Annotated in this window: 27 protein-coding genes and 1 pseudogene; 18 read left to right on the top strand and 10 right to left on the bottom strand. The window is 41.6% G+C overall.

Translation table 11 applies throughout. The features are described 5' to 3' along the window. Positions 1–141 precede the first annotated feature (141 nt). From rpsF to BLP33_RS12390, 5 genes are all read left to right on the top strand, one after another. Positions 142–510, top strand: coding sequence for a 30S ribosomal protein S6 (rpsF, locus tag BLP33_RS12370; protein WP_090528512.1), 369 nt, complete (start codon positions 142–144; stop codon positions 508–510). After that, positions 510–773, top strand: coding sequence for a 30S ribosomal protein S18 (rpsR, locus tag BLP33_RS12375; RefSeq protein ID WP_022833472.1), 264 nt, complete (start codon positions 510–512; stop codon positions 771–773). Before rpsF ends, rpsR begins: the two co-directional genes overlap by 1 nt. A gap of 15 nt (positions 774–788) precedes the next feature. Then, entirely contained in the window at positions 789–1,232 is a 444-nt protein-coding gene (gene rplI / locus BLP33_RS12380) for a 50S ribosomal protein L9 (protein WP_090528515.1), read from the top strand. A gap of 328 nt (positions 1,233–1,560) precedes the next feature. Continuing rightward, on the top strand, positions 1,561–2,232 hold the full coding sequence (gene mtgA / locus BLP33_RS12385; RefSeq protein WP_218117281.1) for a monofunctional biosynthetic peptidoglycan transglycosylase: 672 nt from the start codon (positions 1,561–1,563) through the stop codon (positions 2,230–2,232). 114 nt (positions 2,233–2,346) lie between these two features. Further along, positions 2,347–3,432 (top strand): alpha/beta hydrolase, encoded by a 1,086-nt coding sequence (locus BLP33_RS12390; RefSeq protein WP_090528518.1) that lies wholly within the window; start codon positions 2,347–2,349, stop codon positions 3,430–3,432. Between the two features lie 2 nt (positions 3,433–3,434). Here the strand turns inward: BLP33_RS12390 and BLP33_RS12395 are convergent, their stop codons facing one another. From BLP33_RS12395 to gyrB, 3 genes are all read right to left on the bottom strand, one after another. Next, positions 3,435–3,731 carry a YciI family protein gene (locus BLP33_RS12395; RefSeq protein WP_090528522.1) on the bottom strand — a complete coding sequence of 99 codons (297 nt, stop codon included), beginning with the start codon at positions 3,729–3,731 and terminating at the stop codon, positions 3,435–3,437. Positions 3,732–3,763: 32 nt separating this feature from the next. Next, positions 3,764–4,375: a YdeI/OmpD-associated family protein gene (locus BLP33_RS12400; RefSeq protein ID WP_090528525.1), complete on the bottom strand. Its 612-nt coding sequence runs from the start codon at positions 4,373–4,375 to the stop codon at positions 3,764–3,766. A 159-nt stretch (positions 4,376–4,534) separates the two neighbouring features. After that, positions 4,535–6,493, bottom strand: a complete 1,959-nt coding sequence (gyrB, locus tag BLP33_RS12405; RefSeq protein WP_090528528.1) for a DNA topoisomerase (ATP-hydrolyzing) subunit B — start codon at positions 6,491–6,493, stop codon at positions 4,535–4,537. Positions 6,494–7,070: 577 nt separating this feature from the next. Between gyrB and BLP33_RS12410 the strand changes: the two genes are divergently transcribed. Continuing rightward, entirely contained in the window at positions 7,071–7,664 is a 594-nt protein-coding gene (locus BLP33_RS12410) for an OmpH/Skp family outer membrane protein (protein ID WP_090528531.1), read from the top strand. Between the two features lie 124 nt (positions 7,665–7,788). Then, positions 7,789–8,268: a nucleoside deaminase gene (locus tag BLP33_RS12415; protein WP_090528535.1), complete on the top strand. Its 480-nt coding sequence runs from the start codon at positions 7,789–7,791 to the stop codon at positions 8,266–8,268. 124 nt (positions 8,269–8,392) lie between these two features. Here the strand turns inward: BLP33_RS12415 and BLP33_RS12420 are convergent, their stop codons facing one another. From BLP33_RS12420 to BLP33_RS27855, 4 genes and pseudogenes are all read right to left on the bottom strand, one after another. Then, positions 8,393–8,806 carry an RNA-binding S4 domain-containing protein gene (locus BLP33_RS12420; protein ID WP_090528538.1) on the bottom strand — a complete coding sequence of 138 codons (414 nt, stop codon included), beginning with the start codon at positions 8,804–8,806 and terminating at the stop codon, positions 8,393–8,395. A 5-nt stretch (positions 8,807–8,811) separates the two neighbouring features. Then, positions 8,812–9,756 (bottom strand): ADP-ribosylglycohydrolase family protein, encoded by a 945-nt coding sequence (locus BLP33_RS12425; RefSeq protein WP_090529650.1) that lies wholly within the window; start codon positions 9,754–9,756, stop codon positions 8,812–8,814. A 76-nt stretch (positions 9,757–9,832) separates the two neighbouring features. Continuing rightward, positions 9,833–10,027, bottom strand: a complete 195-nt coding sequence (locus BLP33_RS12430; RefSeq protein WP_090528540.1) for a hypothetical protein — start codon at positions 10,025–10,027, stop codon at positions 9,833–9,835. 430 nt (positions 10,028–10,457) lie between these two features. Next, a pseudogene (locus BLP33_RS27855) lies at positions 10,458–10,601 on the bottom strand (glycoside hydrolase family protein); the annotation flags it as partial. Between the two features lie 103 nt (positions 10,602–10,704). On the opposite strand from BLP33_RS27855, the gene BLP33_RS12435 reads away from it, so the two are divergent. The 8 genes from BLP33_RS12435 to miaA all read left to right on the top strand — a co-directional run bounded on the left by BLP33_RS12435 (position 10,705) and on the right by miaA (position 18,662). Then, positions 10,705–11,127 (top strand): hypothetical protein, encoded by a 423-nt coding sequence (locus tag BLP33_RS12435; protein WP_090528543.1) that lies wholly within the window; start codon positions 10,705–10,707, stop codon positions 11,125–11,127. Between the two features lie 267 nt (positions 11,128–11,394). Next, positions 11,395–12,210 carry a 2,3,4,5-tetrahydropyridine-2,6-dicarboxylate N-succinyltransferase gene (locus BLP33_RS12440; RefSeq protein ID WP_090528546.1) on the top strand — a complete coding sequence of 272 codons (816 nt, stop codon included), beginning with the start codon at positions 11,395–11,397 and terminating at the stop codon, positions 12,208–12,210. Positions 12,211–12,351: 141 nt separating this feature from the next. Beyond that, positions 12,352–13,476 (top strand): glycosyltransferase family 4 protein, encoded by a 1,125-nt coding sequence (locus BLP33_RS12445; protein WP_090528550.1) that lies wholly within the window; start codon positions 12,352–12,354, stop codon positions 13,474–13,476. After that, complete coding sequence (locus BLP33_RS12450; protein WP_090528553.1) at positions 13,469–14,038, top strand: L-threonylcarbamoyladenylate synthase; 570 nt, start codon at positions 13,469–13,471, stop codon at positions 14,036–14,038. Before BLP33_RS12445 ends, BLP33_RS12450 begins: the two co-directional genes overlap by 8 nt. 357 nt (positions 14,039–14,395) lie before the next feature. Continuing rightward, positions 14,396–15,808, top strand: coding sequence for a CCA tRNA nucleotidyltransferase (locus BLP33_RS12455; RefSeq protein WP_090528556.1), 1,413 nt, complete (start codon positions 14,396–14,398; stop codon positions 15,806–15,808). Positions 15,809–15,849: 41 nt separating this feature from the next. Next, a complete protein-coding gene (locus BLP33_RS12460) occupies positions 15,850–16,509 on the top strand; it encodes an IS1096 element passenger TnpR family protein (protein ID WP_090528559.1) in 660 nt (219 codons plus the stop codon). A 104-nt stretch (positions 16,510–16,613) separates the two neighbouring features. Next, entirely contained in the window at positions 16,614–17,702 is a 1,089-nt protein-coding gene (locus tag BLP33_RS12465) for a mannose-1-phosphate guanylyltransferase (RefSeq protein WP_090528563.1), read from the top strand. Between the two features lie 36 nt (positions 17,703–17,738). Continuing rightward, complete coding sequence (gene miaA / locus BLP33_RS12470; protein ID WP_371328322.1) at positions 17,739–18,662, top strand: tRNA (adenosine(37)-N6)-dimethylallyltransferase MiaA; 924 nt, start codon at positions 17,739–17,741, stop codon at positions 18,660–18,662. A 5-nt stretch (positions 18,663–18,667) separates the two neighbouring features. Here the strand turns inward: miaA and rfbA are convergent, their stop codons facing one another. After that, positions 18,668–19,531 (bottom strand): glucose-1-phosphate thymidylyltransferase RfbA, encoded by an 864-nt coding sequence (rfbA, locus tag BLP33_RS12475; RefSeq protein ID WP_090528569.1) that lies wholly within the window; start codon positions 19,529–19,531, stop codon positions 18,668–18,670. Positions 19,532–19,836: 305 nt separating this feature from the next. Here rfbA and cysD point away from each other — a divergent pair, with 305 nt between their 5' ends. Further along, positions 19,837–20,742, top strand: coding sequence for a sulfate adenylyltransferase subunit CysD (gene cysD / locus BLP33_RS12480; protein WP_090528572.1), 906 nt, complete (start codon positions 19,837–19,839; stop codon positions 20,740–20,742). Between the two features lie 10 nt (positions 20,743–20,752). Further along, positions 20,753–22,039 (top strand): sulfate adenylyltransferase subunit CysN, encoded by a 1,287-nt coding sequence (cysN, locus tag BLP33_RS12485; RefSeq protein ID WP_090528575.1) that lies wholly within the window; start codon positions 20,753–20,755, stop codon positions 22,037–22,039. A gap of 76 nt (positions 22,040–22,115) precedes the next feature. Here cysN and rfbD read toward each other — a convergent pair whose 3' ends face one another. Continuing rightward, the gene (gene rfbD, locus BLP33_RS12490) at positions 22,116–22,979 is read right to left on the bottom strand and encodes a dTDP-4-dehydrorhamnose reductase (protein WP_090528578.1); all 864 of its coding nucleotides are present in this window, start codon (positions 22,977–22,979) and stop codon (positions 22,116–22,118) included. 40 nt (positions 22,980–23,019) lie between these two features. Next, positions 23,020–23,574 carry a dTDP-4-dehydrorhamnose 3,5-epimerase gene (rfbC, locus tag BLP33_RS12495; RefSeq protein WP_090528581.1) on the bottom strand — a complete coding sequence of 185 codons (555 nt, stop codon included), beginning with the start codon at positions 23,572–23,574 and terminating at the stop codon, positions 23,020–23,022. A 408-nt stretch (positions 23,575–23,982) separates the two neighbouring features. On the opposite strand from rfbC, the gene BLP33_RS12500 reads away from it, so the two are divergent. Continuing rightward, on the top strand, positions 23,983–25,377 hold the full coding sequence (locus BLP33_RS12500) for an endo-1,4-beta-xylanase (protein ID WP_090528584.1): 1,395 nt from the start codon (positions 23,983–23,985) through the stop codon (positions 25,375–25,377). Positions 25,378–25,496: the final 119 nt, after the last annotated feature.

Consider the following 25,496-nt stretch of genomic DNA (forward strand, 5'->3'; position numbering starts at 1 on the left):
ATTTGGCTGCTAATATAGCACTGCCGGGCTAATTTGCTGTTACACACGTAGCATTTCATTTAAAAACATTTGATTGTTTCAATAATTACCCCTACATTTGCAGCCCCGTTATAGCGGGTAAATAATTAAAAATCAAGTATAATGCAACAGTACGAAATCGTGATCGTTCTAACCCCGTTGCTTTCAGAAGAGACTGCTAAAGAGGCAAATGCCAAATACAGCAAAATTCTTACTGATGGCGGAGCCGAAATTGTCCAGGAGGATAATTGGGGTTTGAGAAAATTAGCGTACCCAATCCAAAAGAAAACTACAGGGTACTATCACTTAACTGAATTTAAGGCTCCGGGTGAATTAATTAACAAATTGGAGATAGAGTTAAGGCGCGATGAGCGTGTTTTGCGTTTCCTGACCATTGCTTTGGATAAACATGCCATTGCTTACAATGACAAAAAACGCAGCGGTGCTTTTAACAAAAAACCAGCAGCTAAAGCAGAGGAGGCAGCAAACTAATGGCTAACGAACAAATTAAATACGTTACCGCTCCAAAAGTGGAGGATAACCGTAAAAAATACTGCCGTTTCAAAAAGAACGGTATCAAGTATATTGATTACAAAGACGCAAACTTTTTATTGAAGTTCATTAACGACCAGGGTAAAGTATTACCACGCCGTTTAACCGGTACTTCATTAAAGTTTCAGCGTAAAGTGGCACAGGCTGTTAAACGCGCACGCCACATCGGTTTATTACCTTACGTTACAGATTCATTAAAATAATAGGAGATTTAAGAAATGGAAGTTATTTTAAAACAAGATGTAAAAAACCTGGGAGATAAAGACGATATCGTAAATGTGAAACCAGGTTATGGCCGTAACTACCTTTTACCAAAAGGCTACGCCATATTAGCTACTGAAAGCGCACGTAAAGTTTTAGCCGAAAACCTTAAACAAGCTCAATTTAAGCAAGAAAAAATCCGCAAGGATGCTGATGCTATTGCAGCTCGTTTAGAAGGTGTTAAACTTAACATTGGTGCTAAAGCCGGCGAAACAGGCAAAATCTTCGGTGCTATCAACACTATCCAAATTGCTGATGCATTGAAAAAAGAAGGTTTTGAAGTTGACCGTCGTCGTATCACTTTTGACCAGGAGCCAAAATTTGTTGGTGAATACGTAGCCAACATCAACCTGCACAAAGAAGTTAAAGTACAGGTTCCGTTTGAAGTAGTAGCGGAATAATTATATTTCGGAATTCGGATTTAAGATTTCGGATTTTGAAAAACTTAAAAGGTGTTTTGTTAATTCAAAACACCTTTTTTTTATGATTAGAATTAAATAAAAACAAATTCGAAATCGAAAACTCGAAATCCTAAATCAAGAATATTTATTTCGGATTTCTGGAAAAAATTTAGAATTTTAGAGGGTGTTTTGCTAAAGCAAAGCACCCTCTTCTTTTATCAGGAAATATTTTATAACAGTGTTCAAATTCTTCGGCAAAAACAACCAAAAATCAAAGTCGGGCAAACGGAATTCACCATCGGATTCAAAGCTTTATGGCATCCCTAAATTGATATTCAGAATTTTTAAACTGATATTCATCCTGTTTTTTGGTTTAAGCCTTTTGGGTGTAATTGGTTACCGTTTTATAAACCCTCCTTTTACCTGGTTAATGATCGAACGCGGCTTCCAGCGTAAATCGGCAGGTAAGGAATGGAAGATAGATAAAAAGTGGAAAGATTTTGACGAGATCTCCGACAATATGAAACGTGCCGCCGTTGCTGCCGAAGATCAGACCTTTTTAGAGCACCACGGTTTCGATTTTAACGCCATCGAAAAAGCTATCGAAAAAAACTCGCACAGCAAAAAACTAATTGGCGGCAGTACCATATCACAGCAGGTAGCCAAAAATGTTTTCCTTTGGGAAGGCCGTTCCATACTCCGTAAAGGTATCGAAGCTTATTTTACCATATTGATAGAAACCTTTTGGAGCAAAAAGCGCATCATGGAGGTTTACCTGAACGAGATTGAAATGGGCGATGGCATATACGGAGTTGAGGCTGCTTCACAGGCTTATTTTCACAAACCGGCCTCCGATTTAACCCGGCAGGAAGCCGCCGCCATAGCGGTGATTTTCCCAAGCCCGCTAAAATGGTCGGCCACCAACCCAACCAAATATTTAAGGCACAGGCAATACCTCATTATGAAAAATATGAAGCGGTTGGGGCCGCTGGATTTTTAGCCCCTGCCCCCTAAAGGGGGAATGAAAATTCCTCTCCCGGTATTCCTTTTTTATTTCGGCAACGCTGTAACCATTTGTAAATTAAGACTATCTTAATTTATATAACCACACGCCATGTTGAAACAAAGTATCAAGACCAACCTCTGTCTGCTTGCTTTTATCTTTTTCGCAAACATTGCTGCCGCGCAGGTTAAAAGTGATACCCCCGCCCCTTTTACGGACAAAGACATGGTGCAATGGGACTATCACTCAATAGTTATTGGCGAAGATTATACCATCTACGTACATTTTCCTCCGGGTTATGATACTACTAAAACCAAATACCCGGTATTATACATGACCGATGGCGACTGGAACATGACTGTTGCCATGAACTGCTTCAACATGCTCCGGCAGGATTATGAAACCACCGAAGCACTCATTGTAGGCATTGGTTACGGCAGCCGCCCAAACCAGCGCAGCCGCGACCTGAACCCCGCAACCGGCGGACCAAAGTTCATATCATTTATTGAGCAGGAAGTAATTCCTTTTATACAAAGCAAGTATCGTGTAGCCGATAATAAAGCCTTATATGGCTATTCGTTTGGAGGTATGTTCACTACTATGGTATTGTTTGAGCACCCCAACCTGTTTAACATGATTTTCATAGGCGCTCCGGGCAACAGCGGCAGTGAACTGATTCCTTCGGCTAAAAAATACTTTGCCAATAATCATGACATTAACTGCAGGGTGTTTTTAGGCGTAGGTTCTTTTGAGCTCTTAACCAGCAAAAATATTCAGGATTTTAAAATCTACATGGAAAACCAGCATTGTAAAGGGCTTGATATTGCTACCGCGATCACCCCAAATGCCGGGCATGGGGCAGCATTGGCGCAAGTAATGCAAAACGCAATAAAATTTGCTTATTGCAGACAGCATAAGGCTATTAATATACCTGCAAAGCAATTGGAACAATATGAAGGTAATTACCAGATAGCAGGCGATGAAAAAAACAAATTCAAGACTTATGTTGCTGAAGGCAAACTATATTTCGTCCAAAATGATGCAATACCTATGGTAATTATACCATATGCAAAAGCATCATTCTTTATGTACGAAAATGAACGGGCCGATATTACTTTCCATACAGAAGGCAACAAAATGTACATGGTGTTCAGCTTTCCAAATGAAAAACCAACCCGGCTCGATAAAATAAACTAAACCTATTCCGCACCGTCCAGCAGTGCCGTTAAATCTGGATGATACACAGGAGTTAAGAACTCGGTGACGGTAAATTCAGCAAGTTTATGCTTGTAAAATGGATCTTGGGTAATGATCTTCTCTATTTGCTCCCTTGAGCCTGCAAAGGCCAGGATAGCTCCACCCGTGCGCGGCACCTTAGGCCCCCAAACAACGAACACCTTTTCATCATAATATTTATTAAGATGCTTCAGATGGACCTCCATATAAGCATCAATCTCTTCAAGAGGGGCGATATACTTAAGATCGATGAAAAACATAAGCGTTAAGTTTAATATTCGGTATTTGGAATTTATTTGTACTTCCAGTGCCTTGATTTACCTTCAGTAAGCCACTCAGCGGCGGTTTCCATACGCTTAAGGCGGGTGGCCTCGGTTTTGGCTTCGGTTATCCATTCAATATACTCCTTTTTCTGCGAGTAGCTGAATTGGTTCAAGTTTAACCAGGCTTGCGGGTGGGCTTCTAAAAATTTCACGAAGTAGTCAGGTACTACCAGCTCGTCGCGTTGGGCGGGCGACTTTTTTTGGGAAGCCGGCCTCGGTTTATTGTCCTCATTTAAAGCTATCGCCTGTTGTATAAACTCGATAAGTACTTCCCTTGGAGGTAGGTCATCAATACTGGTCAGGCGGCCGAAGCTACCTGCAGCCTGATCGGCCAGGCTTAATACCTTTTGTGGGTCGTATAATAACGATGCCTTCCAAAAACCAAATGAACAATGTTGTTTAAAAGCGGCCATATTGCAAACCACACCTTTGTAATCAAAAAAAGGCATGCTCCATTTCATGGTTTCAATTATCATAGGCGAGGCTTCATGCACCACAGCTCTCAGATAGTTTAAAATTGGCTTTGCAAATTCGGGCGATTTTTCGATGTAGGCATCAACCCGGTTATCGTAATGTTCCATAATTAAAGTTAGCGATTACAATAACTCCGGCAAAATGGATTTAAATACGCCCCGCCAAAACCAAGCGCGGACAAGCTCCTGCAAAAAAGGCCCGCTTCAAAAAGAAGCAGGCCTTAAAAATGTATTAACCATCCCTCCCATTCAGGGATGGAGGGGCGCTTACGAATCTATTTTAGCGTATTTAGCGTTGCGCTCAATGAACTCGCGGCGTGGGGCAACTTCATCACCCATCAGCATACTGAAGGTATGGTCGCACTCGGCGGCGTTTTCAATGGTAGCGCGTTTAAGCGTACGGGTTGCCGGGTTCATGGTAGTATCCCAAAGCTGGATATCGTTCATCTCACCCAAACCTTTATAGCGCTGCACGTGCACACTGTCTTCCTTGCCGGCACCTTTAAGGCGCTGAATAGCGGCATCGCGCTGTACGTCGTTCCAGCAGTATTCATACTCCTTACCTTTTTTAACCTGGTAAAGCGGCGGCGAAGCAATATATACATAACCGGCCTCAACCAGCTCCTTCATGTAACGGAAGAAGAAGGTAAGGATCAGCGTGGTAATGTGCGAACCGTCCACGTCGGCATCCGTCATGATGATGATCTTATGGTAACGGAGCTTGCTTAAGTTAAGGGCTTTATCATCTTCAGGTGTACCGCGGCTTACGCCCAAACCGGTAAACATGTTCTTGATCTCCTCGTTTTCGTAAATTTTATGCTCCATGGCTTTCTCCACGTTCAGGATCTTACCACGTAATGGTAAAATAGCTTGATACTCGCGGTTACGGCCCTGTTTGGCGGTACCACCCGCCGAGTCACCTTCGACAAGGAATAACTCACAAAGGGTTGGATCGCTATTGGCACAATCAGACAGCTTACCCGGCAATCCCGAGCCTGTCATCACACTCTTGCGCTGCACCATTTCGCGCGCTTTACGGGCGGCGGCACGGGCAGTAGCGGCAAGGATCACTTTATTTACAATCAGGCGGGCTTCTTTAGGGTTCTCTTCCAAAAAGTTACCCAAAATTTCACCCACAGCTACGTCAACCGCGCCCATTACCTCGTTGTTACCCAACTTACTTTTGGTTTGGCCTTCAAACTGAGGCTCCTGAACTTTTACTGATATAATGGCAGTTAATCCTTCGCGGAAGTCATCGCCGCTGATCTCAACTTTTACGTTTTTCAGCAAGCCCTCTTTATCGGCATAAGCCTTTAAGGTACGGGTTAAACCGCGACGGAAGCCTGCTACGTGCGTACCACCCTCAATGGTGTTAATGTTATTTACGTACGAAAAAACATTCTCGCTGTATGTATCATTATACTGGAGGGCAAGCTCAACCGGGATGCCCCCCTTATTACCATCTACATAAATGGGCTCGGGGATGATCGATGTACGTGTTCCGTCCAAAAACTTAACAAACTCGCGCAAACCACCTTCTGAGAAAAACTCTTCGCTACGGAAAGTACCATCTTCCTGGGTTTCACGCTCATCGGTTAAACTTAGGCGAATGCCTTTGTTCAGGAATGACAACTCACGCAAACGGGCAGCAAGCGTATCATATTTATACTCGGTAGTTGTAGTAAAAATCTCCGGATCGGGTTGAAAGGTTTGAATAGTACCTGTTTTATCAGATACGCCAATTTCCTTAACATCAAACATCGGCTTGCCGCGTTCGTATTCCTGGGTAAAGATCTTGCCTTCACGGTGCACAAGGGTCTTCACATGGGTTGATAATGCGTTAACGCAACTCACACCCACACCGTGTAAACCGCCGGATACTTTATAAGTATCCTTATCAAATTTACCACCGGCGTGCAAAACGGTCATTACAATTTCAAGCGCCGATTTACCCTCTTTTGTATTGATACCCGTAGGGATACCACGACCGTTATCTGATACGGTTATGGAATTGCCAACATGTATAGTAACTTTTATATCATCGCAATAACCGGCAAGGGCTTCGTCGATAGAGTTATCAACTACTTCATATACAAGGTGGTGCAAACCTTTAACACCTGTATCGCCAATGTACATCGACGGACGCTTGCGCACCGCCTCTAAACCTTCTAAAACCTGTATGTTATCTGCTGAATAATTGGATTTATCCTGAATTTCTTCGCTCATATTTATTTAATGAAACAATCTTCAAAATTACAAAAAATACCCCGTATTAACGATTATTTGTGGATAAAAGTACAGTTGTGGAGAGTTGTCAGAATCAGAATTTACAGGATTTTAGGATTAACAGAATACCTTGTCTGAACTCGAATTTTATAGAATTTAAAGGATTTATAGAATTTGTTGTATTTCCAACCCTGGCAATGCATTAATAATTTTAAAGAATCCAGTTCATAAGTTCCGAAATCAAAAATCCGATATTCAAAATCATTAATGGCGTTGCCTGCGGCCGGGCTATCCGCTCATACGCCTGCAGGCATTACACTCAGGCCGGTATCCGCTACTATCCCTAACGCAAATTTACAGACCATAAAAACCTTTGAGGCAACCCAACCTTTGCGGCCTTAGCGCCTTAGCGTGAAAAAAATCTTCGTTTTCAAATAACGGGCCGCCGCAACAAACATCATCTACACATTCGCGTATCTGAAATCTGCACATCTGATTATCTGCACATCCGATTAGGATACTTGCAATGAAAGATTATCTTTGTCAAAATTTTATAATATTTTTCAGATTGACAGAAATGAAAACCAGTGCTTCAGTTTTAACCAAACTTACTTTAGGATTAGCAATTGCAGGTAGCGTTGCGGCCTGTACTCAAAATAAAACCGCCGATAAACCGGCTGCTGCAACCACAGCAACGCCTGATAAAGAAACTATTGTTTATGTAAACTCTGACTCTTTATTAAACAAGTACGATTACTTTAAGGATATGTCAAAACGCCTTGAAGAAAAAGGCAAAGCATCACAAACCGATCTGCAAAACCGCGGTCAGGCATTTCAGCGCCAGGTTGCCGAGTACCAGAAAAATCAGGCTACTATGCCTGCCGATCAGCGCCAGGCTACTGAGCAACAGTTACAGCGTAAACAACAGGAATTACAGGGCTACTCTCAAAACGCAGGTGCCGAATTCCAAAACGAACAAGCCTCTGAAAATGCTAAGCTGTATGATAAAATTGCCGACTTTGTAAAAGGTTATGCTAAAGAAAAAGGCTACAAACTGGTGTTAACCTATTCAAAAGCCAATCCAACCGTATTGTATGGTGATCCATCTTTAGATGTTACCGTTGACGTTGCCAAACGCCTTAACGAAGCTTACGCTAAAGACAAAAAATAATATACGATTTGAAAATTTGATGATGTAGTAATTTGAAAATTACAAGTCATTTTCAAATATTCAAATTGACACATTTTCAAATTAAAACCTCAACTTCGGTTGAGGTTTTTTAATTTAGGGCAATATGGAAAATACGGCACACGAAAAATTTATGCGCATAGCCATTGAACTGGCCGAAGACAATGTAAAGCGTGGAATGGGCGGGCCTTTTGGGGCCGTAATAGTTAAGGACGGCATGATCATAGCCCGCAGTGCCAACCGTGTTGTGCCCACTAATGACCCTACCGCACACGCCGAAGTCTCGGTGATCCGTCTGGCCTGCCAGGAACTGGGAACCTATAATTTATCAGGCTGCGAAATTTATACCAGCTGCGAACCATGCCCCATGTGCCTGGGTGCCATTTACTGGGCCCGTATCGATAAAATCTATTACGCCAATACCAAAGCCGATGCGGCCGCGATAGGTTTCGACGATCATTTTATTTATGATGAACTGGGCTGTACCATGGAAAAACGCAAACTCCCTTTTGTCCAAATCCTTCGTGATGAAGCGCTAACTGCTTTTAAACTTTGGGAAACAACCGAACATAAAGATCATTATTGACCGGGATTTGGGGGGATTCGCCGGATTAATAGGATTCAATACAGTAAAAGTATAATTTTTTACTGAGCGTCTGACACTTTTAGTTCTCATGAAAATCCTAAAATCCTGCTAATCATGGTTCAGACTAATCCTGGCTCTCCTCCTGCTCTTCAAAAAAATTATCTTTCAGGTCATCAATCTCACGCCTGTCGGCCTTCGTGGGACGGCCCGTGCCACGATCACGCTTCAGTATCGGGGCATGGAACATTGATTTAAAGGCCTGGGTTTGTTCAACAGGAGTTATATCCTCGTAAAAATTGACAGCCGTTTTGGCGTCTACCCGGTTTTCCAACAAGCCGGTTACTTTTACAACCTTGCGTTCAATGCCTTTTGCTACCTGGTAAACATCGCCAATTTTCACCTCGTATGACGGCTTGATGTTTTTACCGTCCAGCTTGATGCGGCCGGCCTTACAGGCATCAGAAGCCAGCGTACGTGTTTTAAACACGCGGATGGCCCACAGGTATTTATCTATTCTCAGTTTCTCTTTTTCGGCCATAATATTCAATTTCTTTTATATTTACCGGCCAGGCGTTCGGCCAATGCATCAATATCATTTTTCCGGGCAAGCATAATTACCCAATGTTCGGGAATACTTTCAAAACCATAAATTAAACCAGCCAATCCACCTGTTACCGCTGCGGTGGTATCGGTATCAAGGCCCAAATTTACAGATTTTAATACGGCTTCGCTATAGTTCGTTGTGGTTAACAAACACCAAATTGCCGCTTCAAGAGTATGCAGTACGTACCCGCTACTTTGTATTTCAGTTACAGGCAGCATGTAAATATCGCCTTTCAATAACCTGTCAAACAAGGCTATCTCATCAGGGTTAATAGTTGTTCCCTCTAAAAACGAAGACACTTCAGTCTTTACTTTCTGATAAACAGATTCAGGATCATTATTTGCCAGCAAGCTACGGGCAAACTCCAGGTAATAAAAACAAGCTATTACCGAACGCACATGTCCATGTGTTATAGATGATACCTCTTTTGCGATGGCAAAACGCTCTTTTACAGGCTTATCTTTTATGTAAAATAGTAGAGGCAGAATCCGCATTAACGAACCATTGCCATTTGATGATTCATCGAACTCACCGGCCAGATCGGGCCGTACTTTGTGTAAAACCCGTTCAATAGCAACTCGGGTTGCCATGCCTACGTCAAACACCTCTCCGCGCGCAGTCCATTGTTCGTTATATAACCAGTTAACAAAACTATCGGCAATTTTTTGCAAACTATAACCATCTGCTAAAACATCGGCGAGACAAAAAGTCAACGAACTATCGTCCGACCATGTACCCGGCGGCTGTCCATAAGTACCGAAACCGGTCATATCAGTTACCGGCTTTTTAGCAATGTCTTCCCGCGATTTAAATTCAACAGGAACACCCAGTGCGTCGCCAACGGCTACACCAAATAATACGTCTTTATAAAAATTACGATTCACAGTCACAAGGGCTAATTAACACAACATTTTTTAATATGCTGGCAAATCAACAACCGCAAAACTTCGTTTTTACAATTTACTTGGGCAGGTCTTTTTTAATGAACTTATGATAAAGGTATTCGGCATAACCAACACTAACATAATCCGGAAATTTCCAGTGTGGATAATAGCGCCTTTGGATGTATTTGAGTAAACTAAAAAACAAAACGCTTAAGATAAGCAGCAGTGCCACCGAAAGCAAAATAACTGCAAATAGTACTAAAGGGGTCATATTGGGAATAATTTGTTAACAGCAATAAATTAAAAGGTTAAAACAATTATACCAATATTCAGCTAAGCTAACAGATTGATATAATAAGCAGTTATACGATAAGTAAAGTGCTAATGTTTACTGTTTTATAAACTTATTTACCAACAACATTAACAAATAACAATAAATAAACGCTCTTTTAAAATCAAGTTATTTACCCAAAAATCCTATTATACCAACCCCGGAATTATACCTATAAGCGCCCGTTGAAATAAAAAAAGTAAGCCTCCCCGACACTCGCTGTCCGGAAGGCTTTGACACCTAATTAGTTTAAACGTTGGTTTCCGTTTACATAAAATTAAGGCTTACTTAATGTTTTTTATATAGCTACCCATCGATTGTCCGGATATTGTATAAATGTGTGTAAAACAAGGCTCTGTAAGTCAAAATATTATACGCAAACATTCAAAAAAAGGTCATCACATTGGATTTGAGTGATGATATCACCTTCTTTTACTGGTTTACTGTTCGGATAATAAGTACAGCCTATACAGATAGTCCAAACACCTACAATATCTTTGTAAGCATGTAAAACTACACCTTCTTCATTCTAAATGAATCCCAAGCCTTCTTTATCAATTTCACATTAATAAATATTAGACCGAAGTATTTTTATCTTTGATAACCGAACCTACAGGATGAATATCTTTAAAACGATTTTAGGAGTTTTATTTGCCTTTTTAATTTTTACTGGCCTGATATCTGCATTAGCATACGCCAACCCTTTAAATGATTTTATGGCTAAAAACATTGTTACTGATGCAATGTATCATTTCCTTGTGTTTTTCATTCTGTGTTTTGTTCTGATAGTACTTACTGCTTATTTCGTTCCCCGGCCTAAAAAAATCGGGGTTTCAATATCGACCATCATTTCTTATTTGCTTGTTGGTGTAGCAATCTTTTACCAATTTGCTATATTGAAAAACCCTGTCAATTTCGTTTTGCCGTTCAGCGTATCAGGAGTAGTTTTAGGTTTGTCTTTAGGACTACTTTTAAGCAAAAGACTTTTTAAAAAGAAAGGTTGGGATTCTACCAAAGCAATCGAATTGGAGACTTATTGAAATTCCGGGGTGAATTTTCACTATACTCTTTAGGGTATTCTGTTTTTTCGCCATTATAAGTAATGGAGTAGCGAACAAACCACTTTTTATTATCTTTGTCCCTGCTAATCTTCTTCGGAAGTGTGCAAGTAAATAAATTCATAACTCAAAAAACATTAATATAAGGTAATCAATTTTGTCCCTGTTTTGTCCCTTTATGGCCATGAAGGCATCAAAACAGCATAAAAGTAAAAAATCCTTTAATTTGCCAAAAGTTTAATTTCACCAATGCAAGATCTTAAAAAACTGATTGAAGAGGCCTGGGAAGACAGGAACCTGCTGAACTATAATGAATACACCAACGCCATTGAAACCGTTATTGACCGTTTGGACAAAGGCGAGATCCGTGTGGCCGAACCCATTGGCACACGCTGGCATGTAAATGAGTGGATTAAAAAGGCGGTTGTTTTGTATTTCCCGACCAGGCAGATGGAAGAAATTAAAACCGGCCCTTTTGTTTTTCATGACAAAATGAAACTCAAAACGGATTACAAGCAAACCGGCGTTCGCGTGGTACCTCATGGTATTGCCCGCTACGGTGCCCACCTGGCCAAAGGTGTTATCATGATGCCATCGTACGTAAATATTGGCGCTTATGTTGATGAAGGCACCATGGTTGATACCTGGGCTACTGTAGGCTCATGTGCGCAGATTGGCAAACATGTACACTTAAGCGGTGGTGTTGGTATTGGTGGTGTTTTAGAACCGCTACAGGCTGCCCCGGTTATTATTGAAGATAACTGCTTTATTGGTTCACGTGCCATTGTTGTTGAGGGCGTACATGTTGAACATGAAGCTGTATTAGGTGCAAACGTGGTATTAACCGCATCAACCAAAATCATCGATGTTACCCACAGCACCCCGGTTGAATATAAAGGCCGCGTACCTGCCCGCTCGGTGGTAATTCCGGGTTCATATACCAAAAAGTTTGCTGCCGGCGAATACCAGGTGCCTTGCGCCCTCATCATCGGCACCCGCAAGGAATCAACCGACAAAAAAACGTCATTAAATGACGCCCTGCGTGAAAACAACGTAGCGGTATAATTATAGATATGAGATATCAGATGTGAGATATGAGATTTTGCATGGTAAAGATTCCGGCAATACCTTTATTTCACATCTGCTATATTCCTCTGAGAATGCAGCATTTCTCACGTCTCATATCTCACATCTCATATCTAAAACATGAAGATAGGATACGATGCTAAACGGGCTTTTTACAATAATACCGGCTTGGGTAATTACAGCCGCTGGTTAATTAAAGGCATAGCGTCGCTCAATCTATCCAACATTTTATATTTATATACGCCAAAGGCCAAAGCCAATCCGCGGCTTAATTTTATTGGCGATTATCCCAGCATTCGCACAGTTACCCCAAAAAGCAAATGGTTCACTTCATGGTGGCGTAGTAAAGGAATTATCAAAGATTTAAAACGTGATGGTATTGAAGTGTACCATGGTTTAAGTCACGAGTTGCCTTCGGGAATCGAACATACCGGCATTAAGTCGGTTGTCACCATGCATGACCTGATCTTCATACGTTATCCGAAACATTTTGGTGCAGTTAATTACCGTATTTACCTCGCTAAGGTTAAACATGCCTGCCGCGTCGCGGATCAAATTATCGCCATAAGCCAAAAAACAAAGGATGACCTTGTCGACCTGCTCAGCATCGGCCCCCAAAAAATAGAAGTTATTTACCAGGGATGTGACCCTTCATTTGCAATTGAACAAACCGCCGCGCAAAAATCGGCTGTAAAAGAAAAATATAAGCTACCCAACCGCTTTATTTTGAGTGTTGGCACTATTGAAGAACGCAAAAACCTGCTGTTAACCGTTAAGGCGTTGAAAAATGTGGATGACATAACGCTGGTAGTAATTGGCAAAGAAACCCGATACACAGAATTGGTTAAAACATATATAACAGCTAATAACTTAAACCACCGGGTAATATTTTTAAAAGACGTTACCTTTGCAGAGTTACCTGCTGTTTATCAGCTGGCATCAGTATTTGTTTACCCATCACGGTACGAAGGCTTTGGTATACCGGTGTTAGAAGCTTTAAACTGCGGCACGCCGGTTATAGCAGCAACAGGCTCCTGCCTCGAAGAAGCAGGCGGGCCGGGCAGTCTTTATGTAAACCCGGATGATGATGCCGGTCTTGCCGAAAAACTAAACCAGGTGCTTAGTGATGATAGCTTAAGGCAAACCATGATCACCAAAGGCCGCGCTCACGCAGCTAATTTTACCGATGATAAACTAAGCCGGCAATTAATGCAGCTTTACCAAAACATTTTGAACCATGCTTAGAGACGAAGTAGCCAAGGCTTTTAAAATTGTACAAGAGGGTGGCATCATCCTTTATCCTACCGATACCATTTGGGGCATCGGCTGTGACGCCACCAACACCGAAGCCATTCAAAAGATCTACCGCCTGAAACAGCGCGATGAGGCCAAAAGCATGATCATTTTGCTGGATACTGAAAACAAGGTGGAAAGCTATATCAGTGAAGTAAACCCGCTGGCCTTTGAACTGATTGAATACGCAGAAAACCCTTTAACACTGGTAATGCCGGGCGCCAAAAACATTTCTCCGGCATTAATTGCCGCCGATGGCAGTGTGGGGGTCAGGGTTGTAAAAGACACGCCTTTTTGCCAACAGCTGATCCAGCGTTTACGCAAACCTTTGGTGTCAACATCAGCTAATATTAGCGGCAAGCCCTCGCCGCAATATTTTTCGCAAATAGACCAGGAAATTATTGACGGTGTTGATTATGTTGTTGATTTAGAGCAGCACAGCAAGGAGATCAAAACACCGTCAACCATCATGAGGTTGGCCCCTGATGGCAGGTTTGAGTTTTTGCGTCGTTAACGATTGATTAGAGGCTGGAGATTAGCGATTAGTTAAAAAGGCATTTTTGAAAATATCTTTTAACAGAAACATTTTTGGAAAATCTTTGGCGTAACCCCTCTATATATTCAATGCATTGATTATCAATTATTTAAATCAAAACAATTTAAATTGTGTTAACCCTGTTAACCCCCTGTCGTGCAGAAAGCCGGAAGTATGAGGTCCAAAGTCTGAAGTCTGAAGATTTTGTTTATTAAGCGGAAAGATACTTAGGACTTTCCACTTAAGACTTCCCACTTAAGACTTTTGACTTTACCGGGGCATTTTACCAATTAATCTTACCTTTGTACCCTTATTAGCGTTTTTAAGCATCCAACTATGCAACAACACCTCAGGCATCCCGTATTTTCTGTTATATCCCGTTTGGCGGGCGAACAAAATGTACAGGCCTATGCTATAGGTGGTTTTGTGCGCGATATTTTCCTGAACCGCCCGTCGAAGGACATTGATATCGTAATTATTGGCAACGGGATAGCTTTTGCCGAAATTGTTTCCAATACACTTAAAGTTAAATTGGCGGTTTATAAAAACTTCGGTACTGCCTCGCTCAAATACCGTGATCTGGAGATAGAGTTTGTTGGCGCCCGCAAGGAATCGTACCGCCGCGACTCGCGCAAGCCAATTGTGGAGAACGGCACTTTGGAAGATGACCAGAAACGCCGCGATTTTACCATCAACGCGCTGGCCATTTCCCTCCACCCGGATACTTTTGGCGAGTTACTTGATCCCTTTAACGGCATTGCCGACCTGAAAAACAAGCTGATCCGCACACCGCTTAATCCTAACGAAACATTTTCTGATGATCCGCTGCGCATGATGCGAGCCATCAGGTTTGCTACCCAGCTTAATTTCAGGATTGATGATATCGCTGTTGAAGCCATTAAAACCACTGCCGACAGGATCAGTATCATATCGCAAGAGCGCATTACCGATGAATTGAACAAGATCATCCTGTCGCCGGTACCATCAATCGGCTTTAATTATTTGTTTGATACCGGGCTGCTGCATAAGATCTTCCCGCAAATGGTAGCCCTTTACGGGGTTGACTATGTAGATGGTAAAGGCCATAAGGATAACTTTTACCATACCCTTCAGGTACTTGACAACATCTGCGAAACTACTGACGACCTATGGTTACGCTGGGCTGCTATACTGCATGACATAGCCAAACCCGCCACCAAACGTTTTGAGCCCGGCCACGGCTGGACTTTTCATGGTCATGAAGACCGGGGCGCACGCATGGTGCCCAAGATCTTCACCCAGCTTAAGCTGCCGCTTAATGAAAAAATGAAGCAGGTTCAAAAGTTGGTGCAGCTGCATTTAAGGCCCATCGTACTTTCACAATCCATAGTTACCGATTCGGCAGTGAGGCGTTTGCTTTTTGAGGCAGGAGACGATATTGAAGCACTCATGTTGTTGTGTAAAGCAGACATCACCACCAAAAATGAATATAAGGTTAAAAAATATCGTAACAATTTTGAGCTTGTTCAACAAAAATTAAAAGATGTTGAAGAACGCGACAGCATCCGTAACTGGCAACCGCCGGTTACCGGTAACGATATCATGACCATGTTCGGTATAAAAGAAGGCCGCGAGGTGGGAATAATCAAAAATCAGATCCGCGAAGCCATATTGGAAGGCGAAATTCCTAACAATCGGGAGGCCGCGTTAAGCTTTACAATAAGCAAGGGCCTTGAAATTGGCTTAAAAGTTGTGACTACCCCAAATTAAATTAAAACATTATTATTTTTGTCCAAAATCTACAATAAGCAATGGCAGTATACAGGTTCAGGGTTACTTTTGAAGACTACGATGACGTTACGAGAGAAATTGATGTAAAATCAAATCAAACTTTCGAAGATCTTCACCGCGCAATTCATCAGTCAACCGGTTATAATCCGGAATTTCCTTCATCATTTTATATCAGCAATGATCAGTGGACTAAAGGTGAAGAAATAACTTACCTGCCTAACCAAAGGCGTATTGACCGTGGTGTATCATTAATGAATAAAGTAAAGCTGTTGAGTTTTATTGATGATCCGCACCAAAAATTTTACTATACATTCAATTTCGACCGCCCGTTTGATTTTCATGTGGAACTAATGAAGATCATTTTAGATGAAACACCGGGTACTACTTACCCTGCCGTTGTAAAATCAGTTGGCGAAGCGCCTAAACAATTTGGCAATGCATTTAATGCTACCGTTTTACCGCCTGTTACCGAAGACTTCGACTTTTTGAACGAAATGGCCTTTAACCCGGAGGATGCCGAAGATTTTTCGGAAGTTACAGATACCGATGATCTGCCGGAAGAAAAACACACCGGCGGCGAAGAAGAAGAGGAGGAAGATGAATTCGGCAATGAATTTAGCGATGACGAAGGCTTTGATGATGATGAAAGGCCCGGCCGTAGCAGTAGCGACGATTATTAATCACAAAAAACGAGTATATAATTTATATACTCGTTTTTTATGTTAGGCCGTCTCACTTGTTTTGATACTTTAACCAGCTCATAATAATTTACCCCCATTTATCAATGAATAACAAAAATTACTATGCCATAATTATGGCCGGAGGAATTGGAAGCCGCTTTTGGCCGATAAGCCGTACATCGCACCCCAAACAGTTTATCGATATACTCGGTACCGGTAAAACCTTAATACAAAACACCTACGAACGCTTCCTGAAAGTTTGCCCCAAAGAAAATATTTACGTTGTTACTAACGAAAACTACACCAAACTGGTAAAACAACAATTGCCCGATATGGAGGATCAGCAGATCCTTACCGAACCGGTAATGCGGAACACCGCACCTTGTGTTGCCTATGGCTGTTTTAAAATTGAAAGCCTTAACCCCGATGCCGCCATTGTTGTGGCCCCTTCCGATCAGCAGATTCTGGATGAGGATGCTTTTGTTGCCGCTATCGAAAAATCATTGCAAACCGCCGCTTCAAATGATTATCTGATAACCCTGGGCATTAAACCATCAAGGCCAGATACCGGTTACGGATATATCCAATACACTGATAACGTTATCAATGATGAGTTTCATAAAGTAAAAACCTTTACCGAAAAACCCACTCTTGAAATAGCTAAAACCTTTATTCAAAGCGGCGACTTTTTATGGAATGCCGGCATCTTTGTTTGGTCGGCCAAAACTATTGTTAAAGCCTTTAGCCAGTATCTGCCCGAAATGCACGAGATTTTTGCTGATGCAAAACCGGTGTACAATTCGGATAAAGAGAAACCTCACGTTCACAATGTATACCAGCAATGCGTTAATATCTCGATAGATTACGGCATTATGGAAAAAGCAGATAATGTATATGTATTACCTTCGGATTTTGGGTGGAGCGATCTGGGTACCTGGGCATCAATATATGACCTTGCCGACAAGGATTATGTGGGCAATGCCGTTATCCCCGCCGAAAAAGTGATCATGTATGATTCTTCAAACTGTATGGTAAACGTGCCGGGCGAAAAACTGGTAATATTGCAGGGCCTGCATGATTATATCGTAGTAGAATCGAACAACTCCCTGCTCATTTGCCCCCGCGACCAAGAACAAAACATCAAGCAGGTTGTGGCCGATGTAAAAAATAAGTTCGGGACGAAGTATATTTAGTTACCGACATTTTTGATATGAGTAAAGCTTAGGCTTATGAACATGACGCAGGGTAATAAAACCCTCATTGTAGTTGCCGGCCCCACTGCAGTAGGGAAAACAGCTGCAGCTATTAAGTTGGCGCAGCATTTCAATACTGTGGTGGTTTCTGCCGATTCGAGACAATTTTTCAGGGAGATGAGTATTGGTACTGCCAAACCTGATGAAAGCGAGTTGGCTGCGGCCAAACACTACTTTATCAATTCGCACTCCATATCCGAAAGTTTTTCTGTTGGCGATTTTGAAAAACAGGGGCTTGCGCTTTTAGATGAACTTTTTAAAGTACATGATAAGGTGATCCTGGCGGGAGGATCAGGTTTGTACATTAAAGCTATTTGTGAAGGCTTTGATAACTTGCCCGTAGCCGATATTTCAGTCCGTGAAAAACTAAACCAACAACTGGAAAGGGAAGGAATTACTACATTACAAAAACAACTACAACAGGTCGACCCGGATTATTACACCCAGGTCGACCTTAATAATCCTCAGCGTATCATCAGGGCGTTGGAAGTATTTGAAACCTCAGGTAAACCATTTTCATCTTACCGCAACGCTACTGTAAATAAAAGACCTTTTAATATTATCAAACTGGCACTTGATATGCCCCGCGAAAAACTATATGAGCGTATAAACCTTCGCGTCGATCTGATGGTTAAACAAGGCCTTATTCAAGAAGTAAAAAGCCTCCTGCCCTACCGGGAGCTTAATGCTTTAAATACTGTGGGTTATTCAGAGCTATTTGATTACTTCGATGGTAAAACCAGCCTCGATGAAGCCCTGCTGCTTATAAAACAAAATACCAGGCGCTTTGCCAAAAGGCAGCTTACCTGGTTCAGAAAAGATAAAGATTTTGTTTGGTTTGATGCCGGTGTTCCCGATATTATTGACCAGATGGTCAAAGCCATTGAAACTTCCGCATAATTATTTTATTGCGGCAGCAGGCTTTGCAAATATTTGCCGTAACCACTTTTGATATACTTGTTAACTAACAGCCGCAACTGATCGTCATTGATAAACCCACGGCGGTAAGCAACCTCCTCAATACACCCGATTTTTGTTGACTGGCGTTTTTCGATCACGCGCACATATTCGGTAGCATCGCTCAATGAATCAAACGTACCCGTATCTAACCAGGCTGTTCCCTTATCCATAACGCCAACATGCAGGTTACCCTGTTCAAGGTAAAACTTGTTAACATCGGTAATTTCATACTCACCGCGGGGTGAAGGTTCAAGATCTTTAGCTATTTGAATTACCGAATTATCATAAAAATAAAGGCCGGGTACTGCAAATTTCGATTTTGGCTGCAAAGGTTTCTCTTCAATTGACAAGGCCCTGAATTCGGCATCAAACTCAACCACACCGTAACGTTCAGGATCGGCCACATGATAGGCAAAAATAGCTGCGCCATCTACATCATTAAAACTGCGGATCAATTCGTTAAATCCGGTACCATAAAATATATTATCGCCCAATATCAAAGCTACTTTATCATCGCCTATAAATTGCTCGCCAATAACAAAAGCCTGGGCGAGGCCATTAGGTTTTTCCTGTATAGCATATTCAAATTTACAGCCTAACTCTGTACCATCGCCCAATAACCGCTTAAAACCGGGATTATCTTCGGCTGTAGTAATGATCAGAATTTCTTTGATATCCGCCTGCATCAAAACCGATAGCGGGTAGTATATCATAGGCTTATCATAAATAGGCATGAGTTGTTTACTGATTGCCCTGGTTATAGGATAAAGCCGGGTGCCTGACCCTCCTGCTAAAATAATGCCTTTCATATTTGATTATACTAATTTTTAAGTAAACATCCCGAAGTTAGTATATAATAATGCTCCCGTAATATCAGCACCCATTATTATACTATTGAACAATGCTATCAGGTATAAAGTTGGTATTTATTGTTCAATATGCAAACTTATATTTTATCTGATTATTTTGAACATAAACCATGTACCAGGCAACAAGCCTTTTTCAAAAGCAAAATCCATTTAATCCCCTCAACATTAGCATAAAATTGTTATTATTGCAGTTTGAACGTTAAAAACTACTATTTAGGTGGATTTAGCGGATTTTCATTGTTAACATGCATAAATATTATCTTACTCATCTGCAGGAATTAGAATCAGAGGCCATTTACGTTATCAGGGAAGTGGTTGCACAATTTGATCGTCCTGCCATCCTGTTTTCGGGCGGGAAAGACTCTATTGTTGTAACACACCTGGCAAAAAAGGCATTCTGGCCCGCTAAAATCCCGATGCCACTAATCCATATTGATACCGGTCATAACTTTCCTGAAACTATGGAGTTTAGGGATAAGCTGGTTGAAAACCTTGGCGTACAACTTATTGTAGGCTCAGTTCAGGAATCAATTAACAAAGGCCGCGCAGTTGAGGAAAGCGGTATCAACGCCAGCCGCAACGAATTGCAGATAGTAACCCTGCTTGATACCATCGAAAGCAACAAGATAGATGCTGCTATCGGCGGTGCGCGCCGTGATGAAGAAAAGGCCCGTGCTAAAGAACGTTTCTTCAGTCACCGCGATGAGTTTGGCCAGTGGGATCCTAAAAACCAACGCCCCGAGCTCTGGAATATCTTTAACGGCCGCAAGCGCATGGGCGAACACTTCCGTGTGTTCCCGATCAGTAACTGGACCGAAATGGATATCTGGAACTACATTCTGCAGGAAAATATAGCTATACCTTCATTATACTTTGCACACCAGCGTAACGCGGTTTACCGCGATAATACCTGGCTGCCCGCTTCAGAGTTCTTACAGCTTAGGGAGGGTGAAACTATCGAAAACAAACTCATGCGTTTTCGTACCCTGGGCGATATCACCATCACCGGCGGTATCGAATCAGACGCCGATACACTGGAGAAGATAGTTGCTGAAGTATCAGCAACCCGCAGCACCGAACGCGGTAACCGAAGTGACGATAAACGCTCGGATACATCAATGGAAGACAGGAAAAAACAAGGTTATTTTTAAATTTGATTCAATGAGCCTTCAGGCAGTCAAGCCCGGAGCAAAACATACCACCACAATGGAATTATTACGTTTTACTACAGCAGGTAGTGTTGACGATGGGAAAAGCACCCTTATAGGGCGCTTGCTATACGATTCGAAATCCATCTTTGAAGACCAGATGGAGGCTGTAAAACAATCGAGCGAACGAAAAGGGCTTCAGCATGTTGATCTTTCATTATTAACTGATGGTTTACGTTCGGAGCGCGAGCAGGGCATTACCATTGACGTGGCCTACCGCTATTTTGCCACGCCCAAACGTAAATTTATTATAGCCGATACCCCCGGCCATATCCAGTATACCCGCAACATGGTTACCGGCGCTTCAACCGCAAACCTTGCCCTGGTACTTATTGATGCCCGCAAAGGCGTGGTTGAGCAAACCTGCCGCCACTCATTTATTGCATCACTATTAAAAATACCACACATTATTGTTTGTGTGAACAAAATGGATTTGGTTGACTACAGCGAAGAGGCTTTTAACAAAGTAGTTGAACAATATGAAGCTTTTGCAGCAAAAATTGATGTTACCGATATCCGTTTTGTACCTATCAGTGCTTTAGCTGGTGACAATGTGGTTAACGATTCGGAAAACATGCCATGGTACAAAGGCGAAAGCCTGTTACATACACTGGAGACTATTCATATTGCCAGTGATGAAAACCACTCTGATGCCCGCTTCCCGGTGCAAACAGTGATCCGTCCTCATGCGGCTGAATATCATGATTACCGCGGTTATGCCGGCCGGATAGCAGGCGGCATTTTCAGGCCTGGCGATAAGATCACTGTATTGCCGTCAGGGCTAACATCGGCTATAAAATCTATCGATACCTATTCGGGCCCGGTTGAGGAAGCTTTTGCACCAATGTCGGTTTCCATTACTTTGGAGGATGATATTGATGTAAGCCGCGGCGATATGATTGTAAAAGATGACAGCGAACCGCAGGTGAGCCAGGACCTTGACGCCATGATTTGCTGGATGGCAACCCGCAGCCCGCGCCCAGGTGCTAAATATCATCTCAAAACCACCACCCGCGAGGTAATGTCAATCATTAAGGAAGTTTATTATAAACTTGATATCAATACGCTTGAAAAGCAGGAAGAAAATACTGATATTAAGATGAACGAAATGGTGAAGATCCGTTTACGCACCACTCAACCCGTAGTGTTTGACGAGTATCGCAAAAACCGTATTACCGGCTCATTGATCCTGGTTGATGAATCAACTAATGAAACGGTAGCAGCAGGGACATTCCTGTAAGCTATTTGGAAAAAAGCTAAAAAATGCCAGGTTTGTAAGAAAAGCCTGGCATTTTATTTTTTTTAAAACTCATTGTTTATTGTGCGGCAGCCAATTTTTTAATACAAGCTTTTAAGCTGTCGCGCCAGTAAGGGATCTCTATATTAAACGTAGCTTTGATCTTAGCCTTATCCAGTACCGAATATGCCGGTCGTTGCGCATTCGTTGGATATTCTGATGTGCGTATTGGGAGTACTTTAACATCAGTACCTGAAATATCAAAGATGCCTTTGGCAAAGTCATACCATGAGGTTACCCCTTCATTGCTGTAATGATAAATACCATATGCTTTTTTGCCAGCTGTTATGATAGTTAAAATTGCTTCTGCCAGGTCAATAGCATATGTGGGTGTGCCCACCTGGTCTGCAATCACCTTAAGCTCATCACGGTCGGCCCCAAGCCTTAGCATGGTTTTTACAAAATTGTTGCCATACTCGGAGTATAGCCAGCTTGTACGAATTGTATAGTGTTCATCAAGAATTTCCGCAATTGCCTGTTCTCCCTCCAGTTTGGTAAGGCCATATACACTGATAGGCTCAGCAATGGCTTCTTCTGTGAGTGGCAATGCCACGTCTCCCTTAAAAATAAAATCAGTTGAGATCTGCACAAGGGTAGCACCATATGCTTTACAATGCCTGGCAAGATTTGCGGCCCCGGTTTTATTGATCGCCCGGGCCAGGTCAACTTCGTCTTCCGCTTTATCAACAGCGGTATAAGCAGCGCAATTGATAGCAAACGTTGGTTTATATTTTTCAAAAACAATATCGAGCAAATCGTCCCGCAAAATGTCTGCCTCTTCTTCGGGCAGGAAATGGATATAATCTATTTTCCTTTCGCCTGCAACTTTCTTTAAGCAGTTACCCAATTGTCCTGATGCTCCAAATACGATGATATTTTGCATTTTTTAGAAGTGTTATTTTTTGATTAAACCAGGATAAAAATTAGAACCCAAAATCAGGAGCATCCTTTAAAAAGGGCAGTTCAAGGTCTTTGTCCGATACCAGCACATCGCTCCCGCTGAGCTGCCAATCAATATTTAAATCAGGATCGGCATAATGCAGACCACTTTCTGACTCTTTGTTATAGTAGTTATCACATTTATACTGGAATACAGCTTCATCGCTCAATACAATAAAGCCATGGGCAAATCCACGGGGAATAAAAAATTGCTCGTTATTCTGTTCGGTTAAATGCACTCCATGATATTGCCCATAAGTTGCCGATCCCTTGCGCAGGTCGACAGCTACGTCTAATACTTCGCCTTTGGTTACCCTAACCAACTTAGCTTGCGAAAACCGACCTTTTTGCAAGTGCAGGCCACGTAATACACCTTTAGTTGAATAGGATTGATTATCCTGTACAAAATTGACATTGAAGCCCGTAGCATCAGCAAACCGCTGTTGATTAAACGATTCAAAAAAATAACCGCGGTCATCATTAAAAATACGTGGTTTTATTAATAAACATCCCTCAAGCGGGGTTGGTATTATAGTCATATGTTTCCCTTATAAACACAGTAATGTGTGGTCATTATAATTTGATATAATTGACAAAACACATTAAAATTTATGCAATATTAACTAATAGATCTATAATCAAAGCCGATAATCATTCAAAAAGTCTTTTAACGGCTTAAATAAAACCCTGGTTACATCAATAATAGTTATACTTCTTACGATGGCAAAAAACTTAAGTTTCTCATTATAGCAAAATTATGCAGCCGCAAATGTTAAAAAAAGTAATTCAAGTTACGTTAATTTGCACCTTCTTCTTAATCAGGCTACAGTGGATTGCACGAAATACTTAAATAACATTCATAATTAATTCATACAAAAATCGTTTATTACGTCTTAAATAAAGGCATTTACAAAAGAAAAAGGATTAACAAATAATTAATTGATAGCATGCAAATAAATAAATATCGTTCCCACATAATTATCTCATTACTTAGTCTTTTTTTGTTGTTCTTCTGTATCAATCTCTATTTCAAAGAGCGTGAGGTTCAACAGCAGCGCACAGTAGCTGACCCTGAATTAAAATCAACAGACAACGAGGCTAATTCAAAGGATGATAAATTAAGTATTACCGCACAGGAACAAAAGCAACCAGAACAAAAACAACCAGAACAAAAACCTATCCGCAATGCCATTGCAAGCCTGGCAAAAAAAGAAGATATTCAGGATAGTTCAGATCCCAGTACCCTGAAAAAACTTTTAATAAAAAAAGGCATTTATTTTGGCGATTTTTTGGGGAACGAAGATGTTGAACTCGCAGCTCCGCGTCCGGCGAACTTCTTAACACAAATTAACCAGTATTTTAATCTGTATACCGTGCCTGCCTGGTTTCATCATGTGGAACTCAAAAACGGCCAGTATGATTTTAGGGGCATTGATGAAGTTGCAGACTTTGCTGTAGCGCATGGCGCCAAAATACAAATGCAAAGCCCTGTGTGGTGGTATGTGCCTGATTGGGTAAAAAAAGGAAACTTTACGCCCGATGAGCTTAAAAATATCCTAAAAAATCATATCCAGGCTGTAATGCGCCATTATAGGGATAAATATCCGGGAGCCGTGCTTTCATGGGCCATTGTCAATGAATCGATGAGTGACAGCCCCGATTTTAATCCAAAATATTCGTTGCCAAACGGACTTAGAAGTAACTTACCAATATGGAATGTAATTCACAAGCCCGGTTCAAATGACCCTACTGATTATATTCAATTAGCATTTGAATGGGCGCACGAAGCTGATCCTACAGCGAAACTCTATTGGACCGAATTTAACGTTGAATACAAAGGTTTTAAAATGGACAGATGGTTTAATATCGTTAAACAACTAAAAGATAAAGGCGTTCCTATTAATGGCGTGGGTTTCCAAACCCATTTGTATCAGGGATATAACCATCCATTTAGCGAGTTAACTGAAAACATGGACAGGTTTGCAGCTATTGGCCTTACAAGCGAAATAACTGAGTTAGACGCAATTATGTCAACTACATCACCAGTTGACCCACCTTTATTCAGGCCGACAATTATCGGTTCACCAACCCAGGTTGATTTTGATAAGCAAGGAAAATTATTTGCCGGCGTAATTTCAGCCTGCATTAAGGCCCAAAAATGCGATGCTATAATATTATGGGGCGAATGGGACCCAACCAGCTCGACAAATACTCAATACAAAAACAAATTAACAGGAAATCCCCTTGGCAAGATGCACGCCAATATATTAGATGATAATTTGAAGCCTAAACCCGCGGTTGCCGCTATGGTTAATGCTGCCCGGCAACTCATATCTAAATAACTTATTACCTCAAAACGCCTCACGAAATCGTGGGGCGTTTTAGCAAATTTTGGAGACATTATTATATAATCGCCATCCTAATAACAAGTCCAGAAAGCCCCCAAAATCTTCAAAAAAAA

Origin of the sequence: Mucilaginibacter sp. NFR10 (genome assembly GCF_900100445.1) — a bacterium.
Classification (GTDB): domain Bacteria; phylum Bacteroidota; class Bacteroidia; order Sphingobacteriales; family Sphingobacteriaceae; genus Mucilaginibacter; species Mucilaginibacter rubeus.